Source organism: Alkaliphilus flagellatus (assembly GCF_018919215.1).
Lineage (GTDB): Bacteria > Bacillota > Clostridia > Peptostreptococcales > Natronincolaceae > Alkaliphilus_B > Alkaliphilus_B flagellatus.
The window spans coordinates 495,508-515,079 of record NZ_JAHLQK010000003.1; the positions used below are offsets into that span (position 1 = coordinate 495,508).

Below are 19,572 nucleotides of genomic sequence, written 5' to 3' on the forward strand. Positions count from 1 at the left end.
GCTAATAATAAGCAAAAAACAATGTGTTAAAAAATAAAAAATTTCCAAGGAGGTTTGATTTATGAACATTAAGCCATTAGGAGACAGAGTAGTTATTAAAAGAGTAGAAGCTGAGGAAACCACAAAAAGTGGAATTGTATTGCCAGGTAGCGCAAAGGAACAACCACAGTTAGCAGAGGTTATGGCAGTGGGACCAGGTGGAGTAGTTGAAGGTAAAGAAATTGTTATGGAAGTAAAAGTAGGAGATAAAGTAATCTTCTCTAAATATGCTGGTACAGAAGTTAAGTTTGATGGAGAGGAATACACAATATTAAGACAAAATGATATTTTAGCTGTTGTTGAATAGTAAAATATCATTACATAATGGGTTTAATTAATATAAATAAGGACTAGGAGGGTATTATTATGGCTAAGGAAATTAAGTTTGCTGAAGAGGCTCGTCGTTCATTAGAAATCGGAGTTAATAAACTTGCTGATACTGTTAAGGTAACTTTAGGACCAAAGGGAAGAAACGTAGTAATCGATAAAAAGTTTGGTTCTCCATTAATAACAAATGATGGGGTAACTATAGCTAGAGAAATTGAATTAGAAGACGCTTATGAAAATATGGGAGCTCAATTAGTTAAAGAAGTAGCTACTAAAACTAATGATGTTGCTGGTGATGGTACAACAACAGCTACCTTATTAGCTCAAGCTATTATTAGAGAAGGATTAAAGAACGTAGCAGCTGGGGCTAATCCAATGATAATTAAAAAAGGTATTCAAAAAGCTGTGGATGTGGCAGTTGCTGAATTAAAAAACATTTCTAAAAAAATAGAAAGTAAAGAATCTATAGCTCAAGTAGGCGCAAATTCAGCTGCTGATGAAGAAATCGGACAATTAATTGCAGATGCTATGGAAAAGGTAGGAAATGATGGAGTTATTACTGTAGAAGAATCTAGATCTATGGGAACTACTTTAGACGTAGTAGAAGGTATGCAGTTTGATAGGGGATATTTATCTCCATACATGGTGACAGATACTGAAAAGATGGAAGCTGTATTTAACGATCCATATATTTTAGTAACTGATAAAAAGATTAATAATGTACAAGAAATTTTACCAGTATTAGAGCAAATAGTACAACAAGGCAGAAAATTATTAATCATTGCTGAAGATATAGAAGGTGAAGCATTAGCTACATTAGTAGTAAATAAACTAAGAGGAACATTTGAGTGTGTTGCTGTTAAGGCACCAGGCTTTGGAGATAGAAGGAAGGCAATGTTAGATGATATCGCGATTTTAACAGGAGCTACAGTTATTTCTGAAGAACTAGGATATGACTTAAAGACTGCAACAATTGAAATGTTAGGTACAGCTAGAACTGTTAAGGTTGATAAAGATAATACAACTATTGTTGAAGGTGCTGGTAATTCACAGCTTATTAAAGATAGAGTGGGTCAAATCAAGAAACAAATAGAAGATACAACTTCTGACTTTGATAAAGAGAAATTACTAGAAAGATTAGCTAAGCTTTCTGGTGGAGTTGCAGTTATCCAAGTTGGTGCTGCTACAGAAACAGAGCTTAAAGAAAGAAAACTAAGAATTGAAGATGCTCTTAACGCTACAAGAGCGGCAGTAGAAGAAGGGATTGTATCTGGTGGAGGTGCATCTTTAATACATGTTATTCCAGCAGTAGAAGCTTTACTTGAAACTACTGAAGGTGATGAAAGAACAGGAGTTAAAATTATTAGAAGAGCATTAGAAGAGCCATTAAGACAAATTGCAGAAAATGCTGGTCTTGAAGGATCGGTTATTGTAGAGAAGGTAATGAATGCAGAAAAAGGTATAGGCTTCGATGCTTTAAAGGAAAAATACGTAAATATGATTGAAGTAGGTATTATTGATCCAGTTAAGGTAACAAGATCAGCACTGCAAAATGCAGCTTCTATTTCAGCTATGTTATTAACAACAGAAAGTGCTATTGTAGATATTAAAGAAGATGAGCCAATGATGCCAGGAGGCATGGGCGGCGGAATGCCAATGATGTAATAAATAGGTTATAAATATATAAAAACCAAGTAGCAATTTGCTACTTGGTTTTTTACTATTTAATAATTTATAAAATCAAACTATAGCCAAGTATTAAACTTCTTAATATATAATTTTTTGACTACTTGCGTTAATAAGCAGTAGGCTAATAAAATACCGATTAACCACGGGAAGTAGGCTAATGGCAATGGCTGTAATCCAACAGATGCTCCAAATGCAGTAAATGGAATGAATATACCTGCTACCATTATAATTCCAGTAAGAAGTAAGACTGGGGCTGTTGCTCTACTTTGAATAAATGGTATTTTCTTAGTTCTAATCATATGAACAATAAGGGTTTGAGATAATAGTCCTTCAATAAACCATCCAGATTGGAATAGAGACTGAAGGGCTGGTGTATTAGCTTTAAATACATACCACATTACCAAGTAGGTAATTATATCGAATATTGAGCTTATCGGTCCAATATAGATCATAAACTTCTTTATATTATCCGCATCCCATTTTCTTGGTTCTTTAATATAGTCATCATCCATAGTGTCCCAAGGTATGGAAATTTGAGAAAAGTCATAAAACAGATTTTGAATTAGCAAATGAATTGGAAGCATAGGTAAAAATGGTAAAAATGCACTAGCTACCAAAACACTAAAGACATTTCCAAAGTTTGAACTTGCTGTCATATTAATATACTTTACTATATTTCCAAAAATCTTACGTCCTTCAATTACACCTTCTTCAAGTACCATGAGATCCTTTTCTAGAAGTATAATATCTGCAGATTCCTTTGCTATATCTACTGCTGTATCTACAGAAATCCCAACATCTGCATCTCTAAGGGCCGAAGCGTCATTAATTCCGTCTCCCATATAACCTACTGTATGTCCCTGACCTTGAAGTACTTTTATAATTTTGGATTTTTGCATTGGAGATAGCTTAGCAAAAACAGTAGTATTTTCTGCTTGTATTGCTAATTCTTCATCGGTTAAGTTTTCTACATCGCTGCCAAGTAAAATATTATCTATAGGTAAATCAACTTCTTTACAGATTTTTTTAGTAACAACTTCATTGTCTCCAGTTAGTATTTTAACTTTAACTCCATGTTCATGTAGAGCTTTAATCGCTGCAGCTGTTGATTCTTTTGGTGGATCAAGGAAACCTATATATCCCATAAGAACCATGTCACTTTCATCTTTTACACCGAAGGAATTCTCATCTGGAATATTGTTTTTTTGTGCAATAGCAACAACTCTCATTCCATCTTCATTTAACTTGTTTACCATATTCATAACTATATTTTTAACTTCTTCAGTTAGTAGAACTACTTCTCCTTTGTACTCTGCAAAGGTGCAAATGGATAACATTTCTTCTACGGCACCCTTTGTAATTAGTTGTCTCTTTCCAGCATGGTCTTTTAATACTACAGACATTCTACGTCTTGCAAAGTCAAAGGGGATTTCATCAACCTTTGTATAATGCTCTTTTAACTCAAAGAAATTCTTTTTATCACCAAATTCTAATATTGCTCTGTCCATTAAATTTCTTAAGCCTGTTTGATAAAAGCTATTTAAATAGCCATGTCTTAGTACTCTGTCGTCATCATTACCATGAATATCAAGATGTTTTTCAACTACTATTTTATCTAATGTTAAAGTTCCGGTTTTATCTGTACATAATATATCCATGGCACCGAAGTTTTGGATTGCATCTAATCTTTTAACAACGGTTTTTCGTTTTGACATGGCTATTGCACCTTTAGCGAGGTTTGTAGTTACTATAACTGGAAGCATTTCAGGTGTTAATCCAACAGCAATAGAAATCGCAAACAATAGAGCCTCTAGCCAATCTCCATTTGTAATGCCATTAATAAGGAATACTACAGGAACCATTATAAACATAAATTTGATAAGGAGCCAACTAACACTACTTATCCCTTTTTCGAAGCTTGTTTGTTCTCTTTTGCCCACTAGAGATTTAGCCATAGAACCAAAGTAGGTATCGCTTCCTGTACCTATAGCAATTGCTGTTGCACTGCCGCTTATTACATCGGTTCCTAATAAGCAAATATTATCTAAATCTGATGGATTTATATTGTTATTTATTTCAGATTTTATAGTACTATACTTTTCAATTGGCTCAGATTCACCGGTTAAAGCAGATTGACCTATGAATAAATCCTTTGAATGTATAATTCTTAAATCCGCTGGTATAATATCGCCAGCCGCAAGATGAATAATATCGCCAGGCACAATTTGTGACATTGAAATTTCCTCAATTCCTGTATCTTTGCGGGCTACGGCGGCAGTGGTTTTCACTAGGGATTTTAGCTCCTCAGCTGCTTTTCCAGATTTATATTCCTGGATAAAATGCAATATGCCACTAATTGTAACCATAGCAGTAATTACGATGACTGCTTCCCAGCCTTTTTCACCAGGGGCTGCAAGGGCTACATCGGTAATATAGGATATTACGGCTAAGGCAATTAAAACTATAACAAAAGGGTTTATAAAAGCCTTTGTTAATTGAATATACCATGGTGTTGGTTTTTCGTGTTCTACTTGATTAAGGCCATGTTTTTCTATCCTATTTTTTGCTTCTTCCTCGGTAATCCCGTTAATATCTGTATTAAATATTTTATAGATTGCATCTATATCATTTTTGCTAAAATCAATTAAATTTTGTTTTATTGTTCCATTGTTTTGATTAATGATGTCTCTTTTTTTCATCATAACTCACACCTCCAAAATGACAATAATAAGCTAAGGGTAGTAAATATGAGTTTTACTCCCTAAAAACTATGTTACCTTTAAATTGAATAAAAAATGCATTAATAAATAACTAGTTGTGAATTAGCGTGAGTAAAGAAACAGTGGAAAGTATTAAAAGATTTGAATTAAATGAATAGTATTATGAAGGGAAAATATGATTTAGTTTAGTTGGAATCAAAACCCCATCTGAACTGAGTCTTTATTTATCAAATTCTGGTTGAGAAGAATAGAACCCAATATTATTGATATTTTATTTTTCCTACAATATATGCTATTATCACCACTGTCCTTATTACTCCTACTACTCGGGTCCATCATCCTCACCTCCAATTTTTTAAATATTTTTTAAAAACAAAAAACCTTCGCCGAAAACTTGAATTCGACAAAGGTATAATACACATAAAATGCATAGTAAATACAGATTCAGTCTCGTTCAAGCTTTGGCTCTGCAAGGCAATGAAGTTGCGTTAGATTAAGCCTTCTTTATTCGGCTAAACCTGCTAACCTGTTAAGAATGTTTCCATCCTTTCACGGCAGCAACCCGTATCCTTGTAGTAACCTCACCTACCGAGGTATATTCAATTTGCACTACTATATTATGGCATATATTATTAAATGTCAACACTATTTATAAAAAAAGATTTTATACGATAGCTAAGAGTTCTACGTATTTTTGCTTTCTTCAGAAACGTATGTTCGGTTGAGGAGTTAAAAAATATATGTATTATTAAAGTTTCTCTAATACAACTAAAGGTTCGAAATAAACCATGTAATTATCTATTTCACAATAAAGTCCATACTTTTCTTTATAATATTTTATAACATCTTCTATATATTCTTCCGTTACGTCTAGGTATTCAGCTAATTCAAATCTATTTCTAACTCCATATTTGTAGGCATTAATTAAGTCAATAATTCCAACTAATCTTTCATATCCCCAAGCTCTAGCTTTTCTTTCTTGCTTTCTATTTTCTATTTTAGATTGGTCTATAATATGTCCAGAGGTAGTTTTCAAATGTCCAATTTCTTCAATAAGAATACATCTCTTTTCGCTATTAGTTGTTAACTTCTTAGAAATACCAATTACATTATCAGAACAATATCCCTTACCATTTCCTTTAAAATTAACTTCATAAACCTCTATACCCTTCTCATCAGCTTTAATTATCATTTGCTCGTAATCCATCCAAGCTGTCCCCCTTTTGACTGCGATAATATGTCTATTTTTTCTTTCTAGAAACAACAAATTTAATAAATTCTTCAATATCTTCTAAATCATCCTGAGTAAAATTTTCACCCTCAAAATGTGCTGCTAAGATTTCTATTTTATTTTCCTTAGCAACTTTACTGATATCATCAAGTGTTTTTATATTATCTGTATCTTCTTTAAAAAACTCTTCTATAGATATTTCTAAAGCATCAGCTATTTTTTGTAGTGTCTCTATGTCGACCTTTCTTTTTTCGTTTTCTAATTTACTAATTGTGGATTGTGATATGCCTGTTAATTCTGCTAGTTGGTAAGTTGATAAACCTTTCTTACTACGGATTTCTTTTATTTTTTCGTGAACATTCATTTTTAACACCTCTTAAAATTCAAAAATAGAATTAATATACTTATATAATAATTCAAAAATAGAATAATTGCAAGATAATAAAAGATAAATTAAGGATTATAGATATAATTTGGCTAAATGATTCCATAACAGAATTGATTATAAGATAAAATGAATTTAAAATAGAATTAATTCCGAAATAGAATTACAAATTAAAAGGGTGGTTGAATAATGAGTATAGAGAAAAGAATAAGAGTTATCAGAAAAGAAAAGGGGGACATAAATTGAATAGCATTAATAGTTATCAAGACCTGTGCAGAGAGATAGAAGTATTAGAAATAAGAATAGAGTCTATAGAAGCAGAAATAAAACACCTTAGAAAACTTATGATTCAAGGACCGAAGGACATTACCGCAATAGACTATTCAAAGGAATCAAGTAGAAATATAGTACATATACCTTTAGATATACTTATAGATAGGGTGGAAAAGTTAGAAGATAAATTAGTTATTTTCAAGGAGATATTAGAAGAAAAAATACAGTATAAGGAAAAAATAGAGATCCTGCTTAAAAAGTTTGATGGCATACAATATAAAGTAATGTACCTAAAATTAAAAGAGAATATGTCAGTAGAAAATATAGCGGAAACTTTAGGGTATTCAGAAAGACAAATATACCGTATATTAAAAGAGTGCAGCACATAATCACATAATTTAATAATAACATGTCATTACAATGTCATAAAAATCATGTTAATATGATAGTATGAAAAAGAAATGTACAAGAACTATTATGACTAGATGCCCTGCTAAATATAGCAGGGATTTTTATTATCTAGGTTAGATTATAATTTAATAATAACATGTCATTACAATGTCAAAAAAATCGTGTTAATATGGTAATATGAAAAAGAACTGCACAAAGTTTTTAAATTTAAATATCCTCTACTAAATAGTAGGGGAATTTTTATTATCTAGTGACATGACTATCTAATAAAAGATGTCATTACAATGTCAAAAAAGTCATGTTAATATGATAGTATGAAAAAGAAATATACAAAAGTTATTATAGCTATATAACTCCCTGCCAAATATGGTGGGGTTTTTTATTTCGTGGACGATACCCACGTAAAAAAGCGTAAATTTTAAAGGAGAAATAAAATAATGACATTACAACAATTATTAAAATTAGGAGTTACAAACGAAGTAGCAAAACAAATATTAGAGATTCATAAATCTACTATTAAAGATAAATATGTACCTATATGGCGATTTACAGAAGTAAATAGCAAATATAAGGAATTAAAGTTGATAGTAGAAGATAAAGAGAGCCAAATTAATAGGTTAAAGATTAAAGCTACAGAAAAGGAAGAATTGGTAACTAAAATAATGGCATTAGAGGAATTAAACAAAATTAATAAAGAAAGTTATGAAAGCAAGATTGATGCATTACAAAAAGAAAAATCGACAGAAATTTATTTAAGAGATCAAAAGATAAAAAGTATAAAGACTGCAAAAGCTATGTTAGATTTTTTACTTGACTGACAATGACTACATTCATAAAAATGAAGCATGTATTTATAGTTAAAAAGTAATGCTAAGTATCTTAAGGAGGTGTCTGACACTGACTAGAATTGAAGATATTAAAGTTGGTATTAGTAAAAAGCTAAAGACCGTATTTGGAGAAGAGTATTCTATTTATACTGAAATGGAAGAAACTAAGCAGGATTTAAATCTACCTGCTTTTTTTATTAGGCATGTAAAATCTTCTCAGATTCATAAGATAGGACAAAGATATTACAAGAACAATTCCTTTGTAATAAAATTTTATCCTATAAAAAACGGAAGTGAACTGGCTCAATGTGATGAAGTAGGAGACAAACTTTTAAATTGCCTAGAGTACGTAGAAAGTAACGATATGCTGTTGAGAGGCAGTAAAATGAGCTTAGAGGTAACAGATACAGAATTAAGTTTTTCTATAGAATTTAACTTCCCAATACTAAAAACTTCTAATAAACACGAGTTTATGGGAGATCTTGAACAATTGAGCAAAAGGAAAGGGTGATTTATTTGGCTAAAAAGAAGAATGGTGAAATTACTAATACATTATTCGCTAAGGAGCAAATTTTAAGAAGCAAAAGTATTAATTATTCTAGAGATGTATTAAGCATTCTACTAGAAGAAGAAAAAACATATTCGCTAGATGAGGTTAATGATTTAGTGAAAAAATTTAAAGAAAGAAAGGTGAAGTAATATGGCATTAGGTGGAGGTACATTTTTAACACAAAATAAAATTTTACCGGGTTCGTATATTAACTTTATTTCAGCAACTAGAGTTTCTGCTAATCTAAGTGATATAGGTTATGTTGCAATTCCTCTAGAACTGAATTGGGGTGCTGAAGATGAAGTTATTACTGTTGAAGCAGCAAATCTGCAAAAAGATAGTTTAAATATATTTGGATATTCATATATATCCACAGAGATGAAGTCTTTAAGAGAAATTTTTAAAGGTGCGAAAACTGCATATGTATATAGAATTAATTCTGGAGGAACTAAAGCTAGTAAAGTGGCAGAACCATTAACTATAACAGCTAAATATAGTGGAACTAGAGGAAATGACATTAAAGTAGCGGTGCAGGTTAATATTGATGATGAAGCTAAGTTCGATGTAATTACTTATCTTGAAGGTAAGAAAGTTGACGAACAAACTGTAGCTACTATTGAAGAATTAAAAGCTAATAACTTTGTTGTATTCAGTGGTACTGGAATAGCTACATCCAGTGCAGGAATTTCCTTAACAGGTGGAACTAATGGAACAGTAGATGGTAACGCCTATGTTTCATTCCTTGATAAAGCAGAAGCTTTTAGTTTTAACACTTTAGGCTATGCTGGTACTGATGATTTAGTTAAAGACTTGTTTATTCAATTCACTAAGAGAATGAGAGATGAACATGGAGTTAAATTCCAAACTGTAGTATATAGAAAGAATGCAGCTGATTATGAAGGTATAATCTCTGTAGAAAATAAAGCTTTAGGTGAAGGGGTAAAAGAAGGAGATTTAATCTACTGGGTAGCTGGTCAAGTAGCAGGGTGTCCTGTTAATAAGTCCATAGCTAACAAGTCCTATGATGGGGAGCATATTATTGATGTAAACTATAAGCAATCTGAACTTGAAACTGGATTAAAAACTGGTAGGTTTATGTTCCATAAAGTAGGTGATAAAGTAAATGTTTTAGATGATATTAATACATTTACTTCTTTTACTGTAGACAAGAGTGAAGATTTTAATTCTAATCAAGTGATAAGAACTCTGGATCAAGATGCTATAGATACAGCATTAATATTCAACACCAGATATCTAGGAAAGGTGCAAAACAATGATGCAGGTAGAATAGCATTTTGGAATGATATTGTAGAGTTAGGAAAAGAAATGCAAAAAATATCAGCCATAGAAAATTTTAAAGCTGATGATATAACCGTAGATGCAGGAAATGATAAAAAATCAGTAGTAGTAACTAAGTATATAAAGCCTATAACAGCTATGACTAAGCTGTATGTTACTACTATAGTTGAATAGATGGAGGGATAGATTATGGTTGAAACTATGAATGCAATGGATGCAATGAGTGGATCTTTAGCAGAATGTTTTATTACTGTAGAAGGAAATAGATACAACTTTATGCAGGCTACTAATATAGAAGTAAAAATGAGTAAAACAAAGGTTAAAGTACCTATATTAGGTAGGACTGGGAAAGGAAATAAGTCTACTGGATGGGAAGGTACAGGAAGTGCTACTTTCCATTATAACACCAGTATTTTTAGAGAACTTTTATACAGATATGCTAAAACAGGACAAGATTTCTACTTCGATATGCAAATAACGAATGAAGATCCTACAAGTATGGTTGGAAGACAGACTGTAATCTTAAAAGATTGCAATATTGATGGTGGAATTCTAGCAAAAATTGATGCAGAGGCTGAGTACCTCAGTGAAGATTTTGAGTTTACATTTGAAGATTTCGAGATGCCTGAAAAATTTAATGTTTTACCAGGTATGAAAATATAATTGGGTCCCTTTTGGGACCCTTTTCAATTAAAGAGTATGTAAGTTTATGTATATAGTATAAGATGAATTTTTAAAATATGAAAGGATGATAATTAATGAGTGGATTAAGTGCATTTATGGCAGATAATGTTCAAATTACAGAAGATATTAAATTAGTTGTGTCAAAAAGATTTATGGAGAATGGAAAGCCCATTGAATGGAAAATTAAACCAATAACCAGTGATGAAGATGAGGCTATAAAAAAGGCTTGTACTAAAAAGGTACCAGTACCAGGCAAAAAGAACATCTTTGTTCCTGAAATAGATTACTCCAAATACTTAGGTAAATTAGCTGTAGCTTGTACTGTATATCCTAATCTACATGATGTAGCTTTACAAGATAGCTATAAAGCTATGGGATCTGAAGAATTACTTAAGAAAATGCTGCTTCCGGGAGAATACGCTGAGTTTCTAAGACACATTCAAGAAATCAATGGCTTTGATGTAGGAATGGAAGAACTGGTTGAAGAAGCAAAAAACTAGTAAGGGAAGGGGATGCAGATGCTAATTATGCTTACTATTGTTTTCATAAGCTTAAAATGCTCCCCTCCCAATATTTAAACTTAGATAGAAAAGAAAAGGCTGTAATTATAGGTTTTATTCAGATTAAAGCTGAAAATGATAAAAAAGAGGCTAAAAAAATAAATAGCAAATCTAGAACAAAGAGATAAAAATATTTAATGAAATTAAAATTACGAACACTTTTCTTATAATATTTTTTAATGAAAGGCGGTGATAGCTTGGCAACAGTTGATAATTCTATAAGCTTACACAATGAAACAAATAATAATTATTTGCGGTTATCCAATTCTATAAATAATAATTATTTGCGGTTGTCCAATTCTATAAATAATACTTCAACGAGATTGTACAACACAGTAAATAATAATATATCAAACAATATATCAAATTTCTATGTGATGGAGCAGTACATAATAGATGCTAGTGCAGCCCAACAAGATTTGAATGAAGATATAGAGGAAGGTCAAAATGCTGCAGATGGACTTTTAAATATTTTTAAAGGAATGGCAGGCACAATAGGTCTTGATTTTAGTGTAGAAAATATTTTGGCATTGTCCGATCAAATGGCTACTACAAAAGCAAGTCTTGCATCCATGGTAGGCGAGTTTAATACAGTTGAAGAATTACAGAAAAAGATATTCCAATCCGCTGAAAGGTCAAGAGGATCATATCTGGCTATGGCTGATGTAGTTGCTAAAATGGGAACAATGGCTAAAGATGCTTTTGGTGGCAATGATGAAATAATAGCTTTTACTGAACAGCTAAATAAACATTTTGTAATTTCCGGCACATCAGCACAAGATATTGATTCCATAATGAGTCAATTAACGCAATCAATGGCTCAAGGTGTTTTAAGTGATGAAGAATTAAGTAGTATATTTATCGAAGTACCTACAATAATTCAAGCGATTGCTGGTTATATAGGAATAGGTACTGAGGAAGTTATTAATTTGGCACAGGAAGGTCAAATAACAGCAGATATTTTTAAAAATGCTATGTTTGGTGCAGCAAATGAAACTAATGCAGCTTTGGAGAGTATGCCTATGACTTGGGCACAGATATTTACTTCTGTTATAAACAAAGTAATTATGTTATCTCAACCACTATTAGGATTTATAAGTTTTCTTGCTCAAAATTGGGCAACAGTAGAACCGATTGTAGTAGGTGTAGCCACAGCCATAGGTCTACTAGCAGCTAAAGTTTTGTATGCAAAAGCAGCTGCATTAGCTATAGCTGCGATGGCTAATCCACTTGTACCAGTAGCAGTAGTTATAGGTGTAATTATTATGGAAATATACAAATGGGTTCAATCTGTTGGGGGACTTCAAATTGCTTGGCTTATTACAATGAATGCTATAATGACAGCATGGGATGGGGTTAAAATTGGTTTTTTTAAAGGTATATACTTTGTAATGAATTTATTCGATAAACTAGGACTTAAATTTAAAGAAGTTGATGTTGCTATGCAAAATTCCATGGGAGATATGAGAGTAGGAGTGCTTAGCGCTCTTCAAAAAATGGTTAATGGTTCTATTGAAATTATAAATAGTTTTATAGATAAAGTTAACCAACTTCCTATTGTTTCTATAGAAGCAGTGCAAAAAGTAAATTTTGCTACAACAGCAGAGCTTGAAAATGATGTAGCTAAAAAAGCACGTGAGGCAGACTTAGAAAATTATCGAGCTGAAGTTGAAGCAAGCATAGCTGAAAGGGATGCAGCTATAAAACAAATGCAACAAGATGCTGGAGTAGAAGAAGCTAAGAGGCAACTGAAAATAAATGCGGCACAGATGGAACAAACAACTGATTTCAATCCTGAACCTCCATTTAAACAAGACAATGTAGTAGAGAATATAGCAAATATAGCAGATAATACTAATGCTTTAAAAGACACCATGGAAATTGCCGAAGAAGATTTAACATACATGAGAGACCTAGCAGAGAGAGAAGTAATCGATAGAACTGTATTGAGAGATGTAAAACTTGAAGTATCTAATAGCTTCGGAGACGTAAGAGAAACAGCCGATGTTGATGGAATTATAACACGAATAGAGGAACGTTTATCGGAAGCAATAGAAAGCGAAGCGGAGGGTGATTATAATGTATAGTTGTTCCATTGATAATGTTAAGCTTCCAGTAGCTCCTTCCAAGATTGCTCGTAAAATAAATACTAAGAGTAAAACAGTAGATTTAATGAACCTTGGAGAAGTAAATATTTTGAAAGAACCAGGACTTACAGAGATAAGTTTTGAAGTATTGCTTCCTTCGGTAGAATATCCTTTTGCTGTATATGAAAATGGATTTAAAGAACCACTGTATTATTTAGATCTTTTTAAAAAACTTATAACAGGAAAAAAACCCTTTATATTTGAATTAAATAGCCTAACTCCTGCAGGGTATTCTTTATTTATGACACGTATGGAAGTAACCTTAGAGAGTTATAGCATTATAGAAGATAGTAGTAATGGAATGGATATTGTTGTTTCATTAGAATTGAAAGAATATAAAAGATATACTACACAGACTCTAAAAATGCTTGAGTCGTCTTCGGATAGTGAAACACCTAAGTTTGTAATTGTAGAAGAAAGACCTGCAAAAGAGCCAGTGAAATCATATACTGTAATTTCAGGAGATACGTTATGGACTATTTGCAAAAAACAGTTGGGGGATGGTAGCAAATATAAAGAAATAGCTACTTTAAACAATATTAAAAATCCTGATTTAATTTTCCCAGGTCAGGTTTTAAGGTTGAGGTGATTTAATGTATGAATTAATAATTGAGAATAATGGAAATTTGTACAGTCCATTAATTGAAGGTGACATTATTTGGACTACCGAGAGATTAGGATCCCCCGGAAAATTAGAATTTAATGTTTTAAAAGATGAGATAATTAATTTTCAAGAGGGTAACTCTGTAAGGTTTAGAGTAAATGATAAAAATGTATTCTTTGGCTATGTATGGGATAAGGCAAGAAACAAAGATCAGATTATAAAAGTTACAGCATATGACCAGCTTAGGTATTTAAAGTACAAAGACAGTTATCTTTATGAAAATAAAAAAGCTTCTGATGTACTTAAAATTATTGCATCACAACAAAATCTTAAAATAGGGGATGTCGAAGATACAGGATATGTAATTGTTGAAAGAGCTAGACATAATGAGACCTTATTGGATATTATATATGACGCTATAAAACTTACCTTCGATAATACCAAAAAGCTATATGTTCTTTATGACGATTTTGGGAGATTAACATTAAAAAATATGGAGTCTATGAGAATAAACCTAAAAGTAGATGATAACACGGCGGAAGACTTCGACTACAAAACATCTTTAGATAATGTATATAACCACATAAAATTATCTTTCAAAGATAAAGACAATGTAGGAGGAGAAATTCCCCCAGCAGAAGATAAGAATAGTATAAAGAATTGGGGTAAACTTCAATATTTTGAGGAAATAGATGAAAAGACTAACGTTCAGGCTAAAGCAAATGCATTGCTTGAACTATATAATAGAAAAAACAAAATCCTAAGTATTAAAAATGCAATAGGTGATATCAGAGCCAGAGCAGGAACTAATCTAGAAATTAATTTGCCTAATATTGGAGATATCAGTATTCAAAATCATATGCTTATTGAGGGAGCTACACATAGATTTTCTAATAACGAGCATTTTATGGATTTAAAACTAGAGGGGCGATTATAATGCAGCTTTTAAAATTGATGAAAAGAGCAGGAGTTGAAGCAGTAGATACTTCTTCTCCTGTGAAAACTTTAATAGGTACCGTTACTTCCATAGAGCCTTTAGTAATTACAATTGAGCAAAGACTAGCTATTCCAGCTAGTTTTCTTCTTTTAACAGACAATGTAATTGATAAAGAAGTAGAAATTACTGTAGATGATGAAGTAGAACAAAGCGGATCACTTGAACTACACAAACACAAATATATAGGTAAGAAAAAACATATTCACCATAATAGTCTTAAGGTAGGAGAAAAAGTTTTGCTTTTAAGAGTACAAGGTGGACAACAGTTTATAGTTCTCAATAGGGTGGTGAGTGCATGATACCACAAAATATTGTAACAGATAACGATATCGACTTTGAGATTGTAGAATATCCAAGCAATACTTATAGGATAGATTTAGAAAATAAAAGAATATTAGGTTATACAGATGGTATTGATGCAGTTAAACAAGCCATATATAAGATTCTTTTTACTGAAAGATATAATTATGCTATATATAGCTGGAACTATGGCATAGAACTTCAAGATTTAATTGGAAAACCTAAAGACTTTGCACATTTTAATTTGGAGAAAAGAATAACAGAAGCACTTCTTCAAGATGATAGGATAAATTCCGTAGATAATTTTGTATTCAGTTCTAATAAAGGGGATCTACATGTCACCTTTACAGTGAATACAGTTTTTGGAGATGTGCAGGTAGAGAGGATGGTGAATAATATTGTATGAAAAACAAACCTTCGAAGTAATTCTTGAGAGAATGTTAGCACGAGTTCCTAATAATGTTGATAAAAGAGAGGGATCAATTATATATGATGCTTTGGCGCCAGCAGCTGCGGAACTGGCGATGTCCTATATAGAAATGGATGTGATACTTAATGAAACCTTTGCAGATACAGCAACCAGAGAGTATTTAATTAAGAGAACTGCCGAGAGAGGTATAAATCCTTATCCTGCTACTAAAGCATTGTTAAAAGGTGTATTTAAAAATAGAGAAGGTAATTTATTGGATATTCCTATAGGCAGTAGATTTTCTTTAGATGATCTGAACTATGTAGCAGTAGAGAAAATTGAAAAAGGACAATACAAAATGGAATGTGAAACTGCTGGTAGTATCGGAAATAAGTACTTTGGAAGTATTATTCCTATTGAGTATATACAACATCTTGCAACTGGAGAACTTATTGAGATATTAATTCCAGGTGAAGATGAGGAAGAAACAGAAAGTTTAAGGCAGAGATACTTTAATTCCCTTGAGTCCGAGGCCTTTGGTGGGAATATTGCAGACTATAAAGAAAAGATTAACAAGATTCAAGGGGTAGGAGGAGTAAAGGTCTATCCTGTATGGAATGGTGGAGGCACAGTTAAACTGGTAATAATAGATAGCGAATATAAAATGCCTTCTACATCATTAATCAGTACAGTGCAAACTATAATAGATCCAATTAATAACTCTGGACAAGGAGTAGGCATAGCCCCTATAGGACATAAGGTAACTGTAGAGGGAGTATCGGAGACATTAACTACTATAACCACTAATATAACTTTTCAAGATGGATATGTATGGGAAGATATAAAACCTTATGTTGAGGATAAGATCAATGAATATTATAACGATCTAGCTAAAGAGTGGGCAGGTAGTAGCAATTTAGTAGTTCGTATCAGTCAAATAGAAGTAAGGCTCCTTGATGTTACTGGAATACTGGATATTCAAGATACATCTATCAATGGAGTGCAGCAAAATCTGGTTCTAGATGCTAACAGTATACCTAAGTTGGATGTGATCACAGCATGATACAAAGAGAAATAGATATAGCCAGTTATTTGCCCAAGATAATAAAAGAAATTAAGGAATTTCAGGAGATTTCTAAAGCAGAGAATCCTGAAATTTCTTTAATATGGAACAATATTCAAAATATATTTGATGATCAGTTTGTAAATATAGCTACTGTAAATGGAATTAAAAGATGGGAAAAGATACTTAAGATAGTTCCTAAGGTGAATCATACCTTAGAAGATAGAGCATCTATAATAGTAACTAGGCTTAACGAACAATTACCTTATACCTATGGGATCCTCAAACAACTACTTAACCAATTATGCGGTACAGATGGATATGATTTAAATATTAACTATAATCAATATGAAGTATCTATTTTTGCAGGATTAAAATCAAAAAATAGATTACGTGAAATAACTGATTTAACTAAAAAGGTACTGCCTGCTAACATAAATATTATTATAGGATTGAAAATTAATTCAGATTTTAAATTAAATACTTATATCCAAAAATATGAAGTCCCATATTCCATATGCGGAACTTTTTTATGTGGGACTAAACCTTATATTCAGACGTCAGGAACATATTTTAGTACTCAATTAAATATTAATACAAATAAAACGAATACTTCTCAACGGTACTTCATGACAGGTACATTTAAAAGCAAGGAGGCGAAACTGTGATAACTACAAAAGGAATGCAAGAAATAGCACAGAGTATATTAAATCTAGTTGAATATACAAAAGTAGAAATGAAAGAAGAAATTAAAATATTAGAGATATACAGATCATCAATAGATGCTAATACTATTAAAGTATTTATAATGCTTGATGATACTATAGTTGGAAATATAGAAAATATAAAGTTAATAAGTAAGAGCGGAAATGTACTACTAGAAAATCCTCAGCGTATAGAGAAAGATGCTACAAGAGGACTTTTAGTAGTATTTTCTATTAAAGTAGTGGAGGTGGCAGAATGAGCACTCTAAATGAGTATATAAAAATAAAATGGCAGGATCACATAGTAGAAAGACCAGGAACATTCAGAGAAGTACAAAATCAAGATGGCTCAGTAACACATATTCCCGATGAAGGTGAAATACTTCAAGAGGGTACTCCTGTTAATGCCAGTAAGCTTAACCACATGGAGGAAGGTATATATCAGGCAAATAGGCAAGCTAAAATCAATAAAGATGATATAAGTTCATTGGCTGTTGAAGTTGCAATATTAAAAAATGCTGCTCTAAATAATTTCACACATAATATATTCGTTGTTAATTTTGCGAACTTGGATAGTATTAAGCTTGCTCATGGAGTTTATGACGAAGCAGGAAAAAGGCTGGTGATATAATGGCTAAGTATTATTATGATAAATATGAGGTAAAAACTGAGAATAAGTACTATATGAAACAAATAGATGGTAGAGAGGTTAGTGAAGGTAATTGGTTTAGTTGGGGTGGTCCAGATGATGGTTATTTGAGTGATGTTTTGCATGGATATAAAGAGTACAGTTTTGATGAAGGTACAGGTCGTTTTTCTGGAGTTGGAACTTTGTATGGAGGTTCTAAAAGTCCCTTAGCAGACGGCACAAAACTAGAAGATTTAATTTTATATAGCATTCCAAGTAGACATAGCAATAGAGTTTTATATGTTTATGATGATTATAGGGACTATGGCAATGGACATGGGATCGTGTATAAGAAGTATTATCAAAGCGAATTAACTACGGTATATAAAAAAGGAAGCTATATATCAAGAGTAACAGGAACAGCAAATCAATACCCTATGGATGGGAAACATTCAGATGGATATTGGTATGTAAGAAAAGGCTTAGTAAATTCAACACCTACAATTTCGGGACAAGACAGTAATTTAGGAGATAAAAACTTAGGATTCTTAATAACTTATCAAATTAATGATACGGATATTTCTGATACCTTAGTTGTAACTGAAAAGCTAAATGGAGATGTATTAAGAACTATTAATGGAGCACCTAGGAATCAAGACATTGAAATAGAGATTACAGATGAAACAATATTCTCTTTACCCCTAAATTCAGATAACACTATAGAAATAAAGGTAGACGATCAAAACGGAGGAATAGCTTATGGGAGATATACCTTCAGAAGAACAAATACAGCTCCTATCATAGATGGTCAAGATGAAAACTTGGGACAAAAAATAGAACCATTTAGTGTAGATTTTTCTGCATCTGATAATGAAGGCAATGCAATAACAGTAAAAACATATCTAGATAGAATCGAGAAGGAAGAATACCAAGTTATAGATGGAGCTACAAATACATTTACTATTCCTAAAGTCGATTGGTTCAAGCTACCTATAGGGCAACACAGTATCAAGATTGAAGCTACAGATGAACATAGAGCAACAGCAGTAAGAAATTATACATTCACTAGGTTTGACGATAAGATTCAATTTACATTGAGAAATCCTATCGAAACAGATATAATGGCCACAAAAATATTAGTTACTCCAGCTTGGATAATTCCAGAAGGTGCTAGTACAAAAGTAGAAGCCTGCAACAATGCTTACGATGAAATGCCTGCATGGGAAGATATTACTTCACAGGTCCTTATAAGCAGACACTATAATTTCACTAACAATGTGAAAATAGCAGATAAGTTGGGCATAGACATAAGAATTACTATAGAAAAAGGCACAGCAACAGAAGAATGCGCCATTAATGGATTTGGAGGTGCCTTTGAATAATGATTGAGATAATTAATAAGAAATCTTTATTAGAGATTAAGGAAGAAAAAGAAAAGGAAAAAGAAGATATTCAAGCAGATACATTTGAAGTATTAGCAATGCTTTATGAAGAAGTAGAAGAATTGAGAAGTGAAAATATAAATTTAAGAAATAGAGTAGAGCAATTAGAAAGATGTGAAGAATAATGACTGAGAAAGAGTATATAATTCCAGTGTATGGCTTACTTGTTAAAACTGGACAAGATAAATTAAAAACTTTGCAGAAGTACACCAAATTCCTGTAGAAAATTTTAACAAGCTAATTTGAAGGAGAATTATAGAATATTATAACTAAAAAATAATAC

The 19,572-nt window shown here is 31.9% G+C and carries 23 protein-coding genes and 1 riboswitch; of the genes, 20 read left to right on the forward strand and 3 right to left on the reverse strand.

The window, feature by feature from the left end:
* Nucleotides 1–61: 61 nt before the first annotated feature.
* Both groES and groL read left to right on the forward strand, forming a co-directional pair.
* Nucleotides 62–346: a co-chaperone GroES gene (groES, locus tag KQI88_RS09935; RefSeq protein WP_216416861.1), complete on the forward strand. Its 285-nt coding sequence runs from the start codon at nt 62–64 to the stop codon at nt 344–346.
* A gap of 59 nt (nt 347–405) precedes the next feature.
* Nucleotides 406–2,031: a chaperonin GroEL gene (gene groL / locus KQI88_RS09940; RefSeq protein ID WP_216416863.1), complete on the forward strand. Its 1,626-nt coding sequence runs from the start codon at nt 406–408 to the stop codon at nt 2,029–2,031.
* An 80-nt stretch (nt 2,032–2,111) separates the two neighbouring features.
* Here groL and mgtA read toward each other — a convergent pair whose 3' ends face one another.
* The 3 genes from mgtA to KQI88_RS18075 all read right to left on the reverse strand — a co-directional run bounded on the left by mgtA (nt 2,112) and on the right by KQI88_RS18075 (nt 6,370).
* A complete protein-coding gene (mgtA, locus tag KQI88_RS09945; protein ID WP_330656173.1) occupies nt 2,112–4,757 on the reverse strand; it encodes a magnesium-translocating P-type ATPase in 2,646 nt (881 codons plus the stop codon).
* Between the two features lie 458 nt (nt 4,758–5,215).
* A riboswitch (M-box (ykoK) riboswitch) is annotated at nt 5,216–5,375 on the reverse strand.
* Between the two features lie 148 nt (nt 5,376–5,523).
* Nucleotides 5,524–5,982 (reverse strand): ImmA/IrrE family metallo-endopeptidase, encoded by a 459-nt coding sequence (locus KQI88_RS09950; RefSeq protein WP_216416864.1) that lies wholly within the window; start codon nt 5,980–5,982, stop codon nt 5,524–5,526.
* Between the two features lie 34 nt (nt 5,983–6,016).
* Complete coding sequence (locus tag KQI88_RS18075; protein WP_246579227.1) at nt 6,017–6,370, reverse strand: helix-turn-helix domain-containing protein; 354 nt, start codon at nt 6,368–6,370, stop codon at nt 6,017–6,019.
* 263 nt (nt 6,371–6,633) lie between these two features.
* On the opposite strand from KQI88_RS18075, the gene KQI88_RS09965 reads away from it, so the two are divergent.
* The 18 genes from KQI88_RS09965 to KQI88_RS10050 all read left to right on the forward strand — a co-directional run bounded on the left by KQI88_RS09965 (nt 6,634) and on the right by KQI88_RS10050 (nt 19,414).
* Complete coding sequence (locus KQI88_RS09965; RefSeq protein ID WP_216416866.1) at nt 6,634–7,053, forward strand: helix-turn-helix domain-containing protein; 420 nt, start codon at nt 6,634–6,636, stop codon at nt 7,051–7,053.
* A 459-nt stretch (nt 7,054–7,512) separates the two neighbouring features.
* A complete protein-coding gene (locus KQI88_RS09970; protein ID WP_216416868.1) occupies nt 7,513–7,893 on the forward strand; it encodes a phage scaffolding protein in 381 nt (126 codons plus the stop codon).
* Nucleotides 7,894–7,942: 49 nt separating this feature from the next.
* Complete coding sequence (locus KQI88_RS09975) at nt 7,943–8,413, forward strand: phage tail terminator family protein (RefSeq protein ID WP_216416870.1); 471 nt, start codon at nt 7,943–7,945, stop codon at nt 8,411–8,413.
* Nucleotides 8,414–8,418: 5 nt separating this feature from the next.
* Nucleotides 8,419–8,601: a hypothetical protein gene (locus KQI88_RS09980; RefSeq protein WP_216417001.1), complete on the forward strand. Its 183-nt coding sequence runs from the start codon at nt 8,419–8,421 to the stop codon at nt 8,599–8,601.
* Nucleotide 8,602: 1 nt separating this feature from the next.
* Entirely contained in the window at nt 8,603–9,925 is a 1,323-nt protein-coding gene (locus KQI88_RS09985; RefSeq protein WP_216416872.1) for a phage tail sheath family protein, read from the forward strand.
* A gap of 15 nt (nt 9,926–9,940) precedes the next feature.
* On the forward strand, nt 9,941–10,414 hold the full coding sequence (locus tag KQI88_RS09990; RefSeq protein ID WP_216416873.1) for a phage tail tube protein: 474 nt from the start codon (nt 9,941–9,943) through the stop codon (nt 10,412–10,414).
* 95 nt (nt 10,415–10,509) lie between these two features.
* On the forward strand, nt 10,510–10,935 hold the full coding sequence (locus KQI88_RS09995; protein WP_216416875.1) for a phage tail assembly chaperone: 426 nt from the start codon (nt 10,510–10,512) through the stop codon (nt 10,933–10,935).
* 257 nt (nt 10,936–11,192) lie between these two features.
* On the forward strand, nt 11,193–13,082 hold the full coding sequence (locus KQI88_RS10000; RefSeq protein ID WP_216416877.1) for a tape measure protein: 1,890 nt from the start codon (nt 11,193–11,195) through the stop codon (nt 13,080–13,082).
* A complete protein-coding gene (locus tag KQI88_RS10005; RefSeq protein WP_216416879.1) occupies nt 13,075–13,731 on the forward strand; it encodes a LysM peptidoglycan-binding domain-containing protein in 657 nt (218 codons plus the stop codon). Before KQI88_RS10000 ends, KQI88_RS10005 begins: the two co-directional genes overlap by 8 nt.
* 4 nt (nt 13,732–13,735) lie before the next feature.
* Nucleotides 13,736–14,683 carry an XkdQ/YqbQ family protein gene (locus KQI88_RS10010; protein WP_216416881.1) on the forward strand — a complete coding sequence of 316 codons (948 nt, stop codon included), beginning with the start codon at nt 13,736–13,738 and terminating at the stop codon, nt 14,681–14,683.
* On the forward strand, nt 14,683–15,042 hold the full coding sequence (locus KQI88_RS10015; RefSeq protein WP_216416883.1) for a DUF2577 domain-containing protein: 360 nt from the start codon (nt 14,683–14,685) through the stop codon (nt 15,040–15,042). The genes KQI88_RS10010 and KQI88_RS10015 overlap by 1 nt, the downstream gene beginning before the upstream one ends.
* Complete coding sequence (locus KQI88_RS10020) at nt 15,039–15,449, forward strand: DUF2634 domain-containing protein (protein WP_216416885.1); 411 nt, start codon at nt 15,039–15,041, stop codon at nt 15,447–15,449. The genes KQI88_RS10015 and KQI88_RS10020 overlap by 4 nt, the downstream gene beginning before the upstream one ends.
* Complete coding sequence (locus tag KQI88_RS10025; protein ID WP_216416887.1) at nt 15,442–16,515, forward strand: baseplate J/gp47 family protein; 1,074 nt, start codon at nt 15,442–15,444, stop codon at nt 16,513–16,515. The genes KQI88_RS10020 and KQI88_RS10025 overlap by 8 nt, the downstream gene beginning before the upstream one ends.
* Complete coding sequence (locus KQI88_RS10030) at nt 16,512–17,183, forward strand: putative phage tail protein (protein WP_216416889.1); 672 nt, start codon at nt 16,512–16,514, stop codon at nt 17,181–17,183. Before KQI88_RS10025 ends, KQI88_RS10030 begins: the two co-directional genes overlap by 4 nt.
* Complete coding sequence (locus KQI88_RS10035) at nt 17,180–17,479, forward strand: hypothetical protein (RefSeq protein WP_216416891.1); 300 nt, start codon at nt 17,180–17,182, stop codon at nt 17,477–17,479. Before KQI88_RS10030 ends, KQI88_RS10035 begins: the two co-directional genes overlap by 4 nt.
* Nucleotides 17,476–17,850: a hypothetical protein gene (locus KQI88_RS10040; RefSeq protein ID WP_216416892.1), complete on the forward strand. Its 375-nt coding sequence runs from the start codon at nt 17,476–17,478 to the stop codon at nt 17,848–17,850. Before KQI88_RS10035 ends, KQI88_RS10040 begins: the two co-directional genes overlap by 4 nt.
* Nucleotides 17,850–19,229 (forward strand): hypothetical protein, encoded by a 1,380-nt coding sequence (locus KQI88_RS10045; protein ID WP_216416894.1) that lies wholly within the window; start codon nt 17,850–17,852, stop codon nt 19,227–19,229. The genes KQI88_RS10040 and KQI88_RS10045 overlap by 1 nt, the downstream gene beginning before the upstream one ends.
* Nucleotides 19,229–19,414: a hypothetical protein gene (locus KQI88_RS10050; RefSeq protein WP_216416895.1), complete on the forward strand. Its 186-nt coding sequence runs from the start codon at nt 19,229–19,231 to the stop codon at nt 19,412–19,414. The genes KQI88_RS10045 and KQI88_RS10050 overlap by 1 nt, the downstream gene beginning before the upstream one ends.
* Nucleotides 19,415–19,572 lie beyond the last annotated feature (158 nt).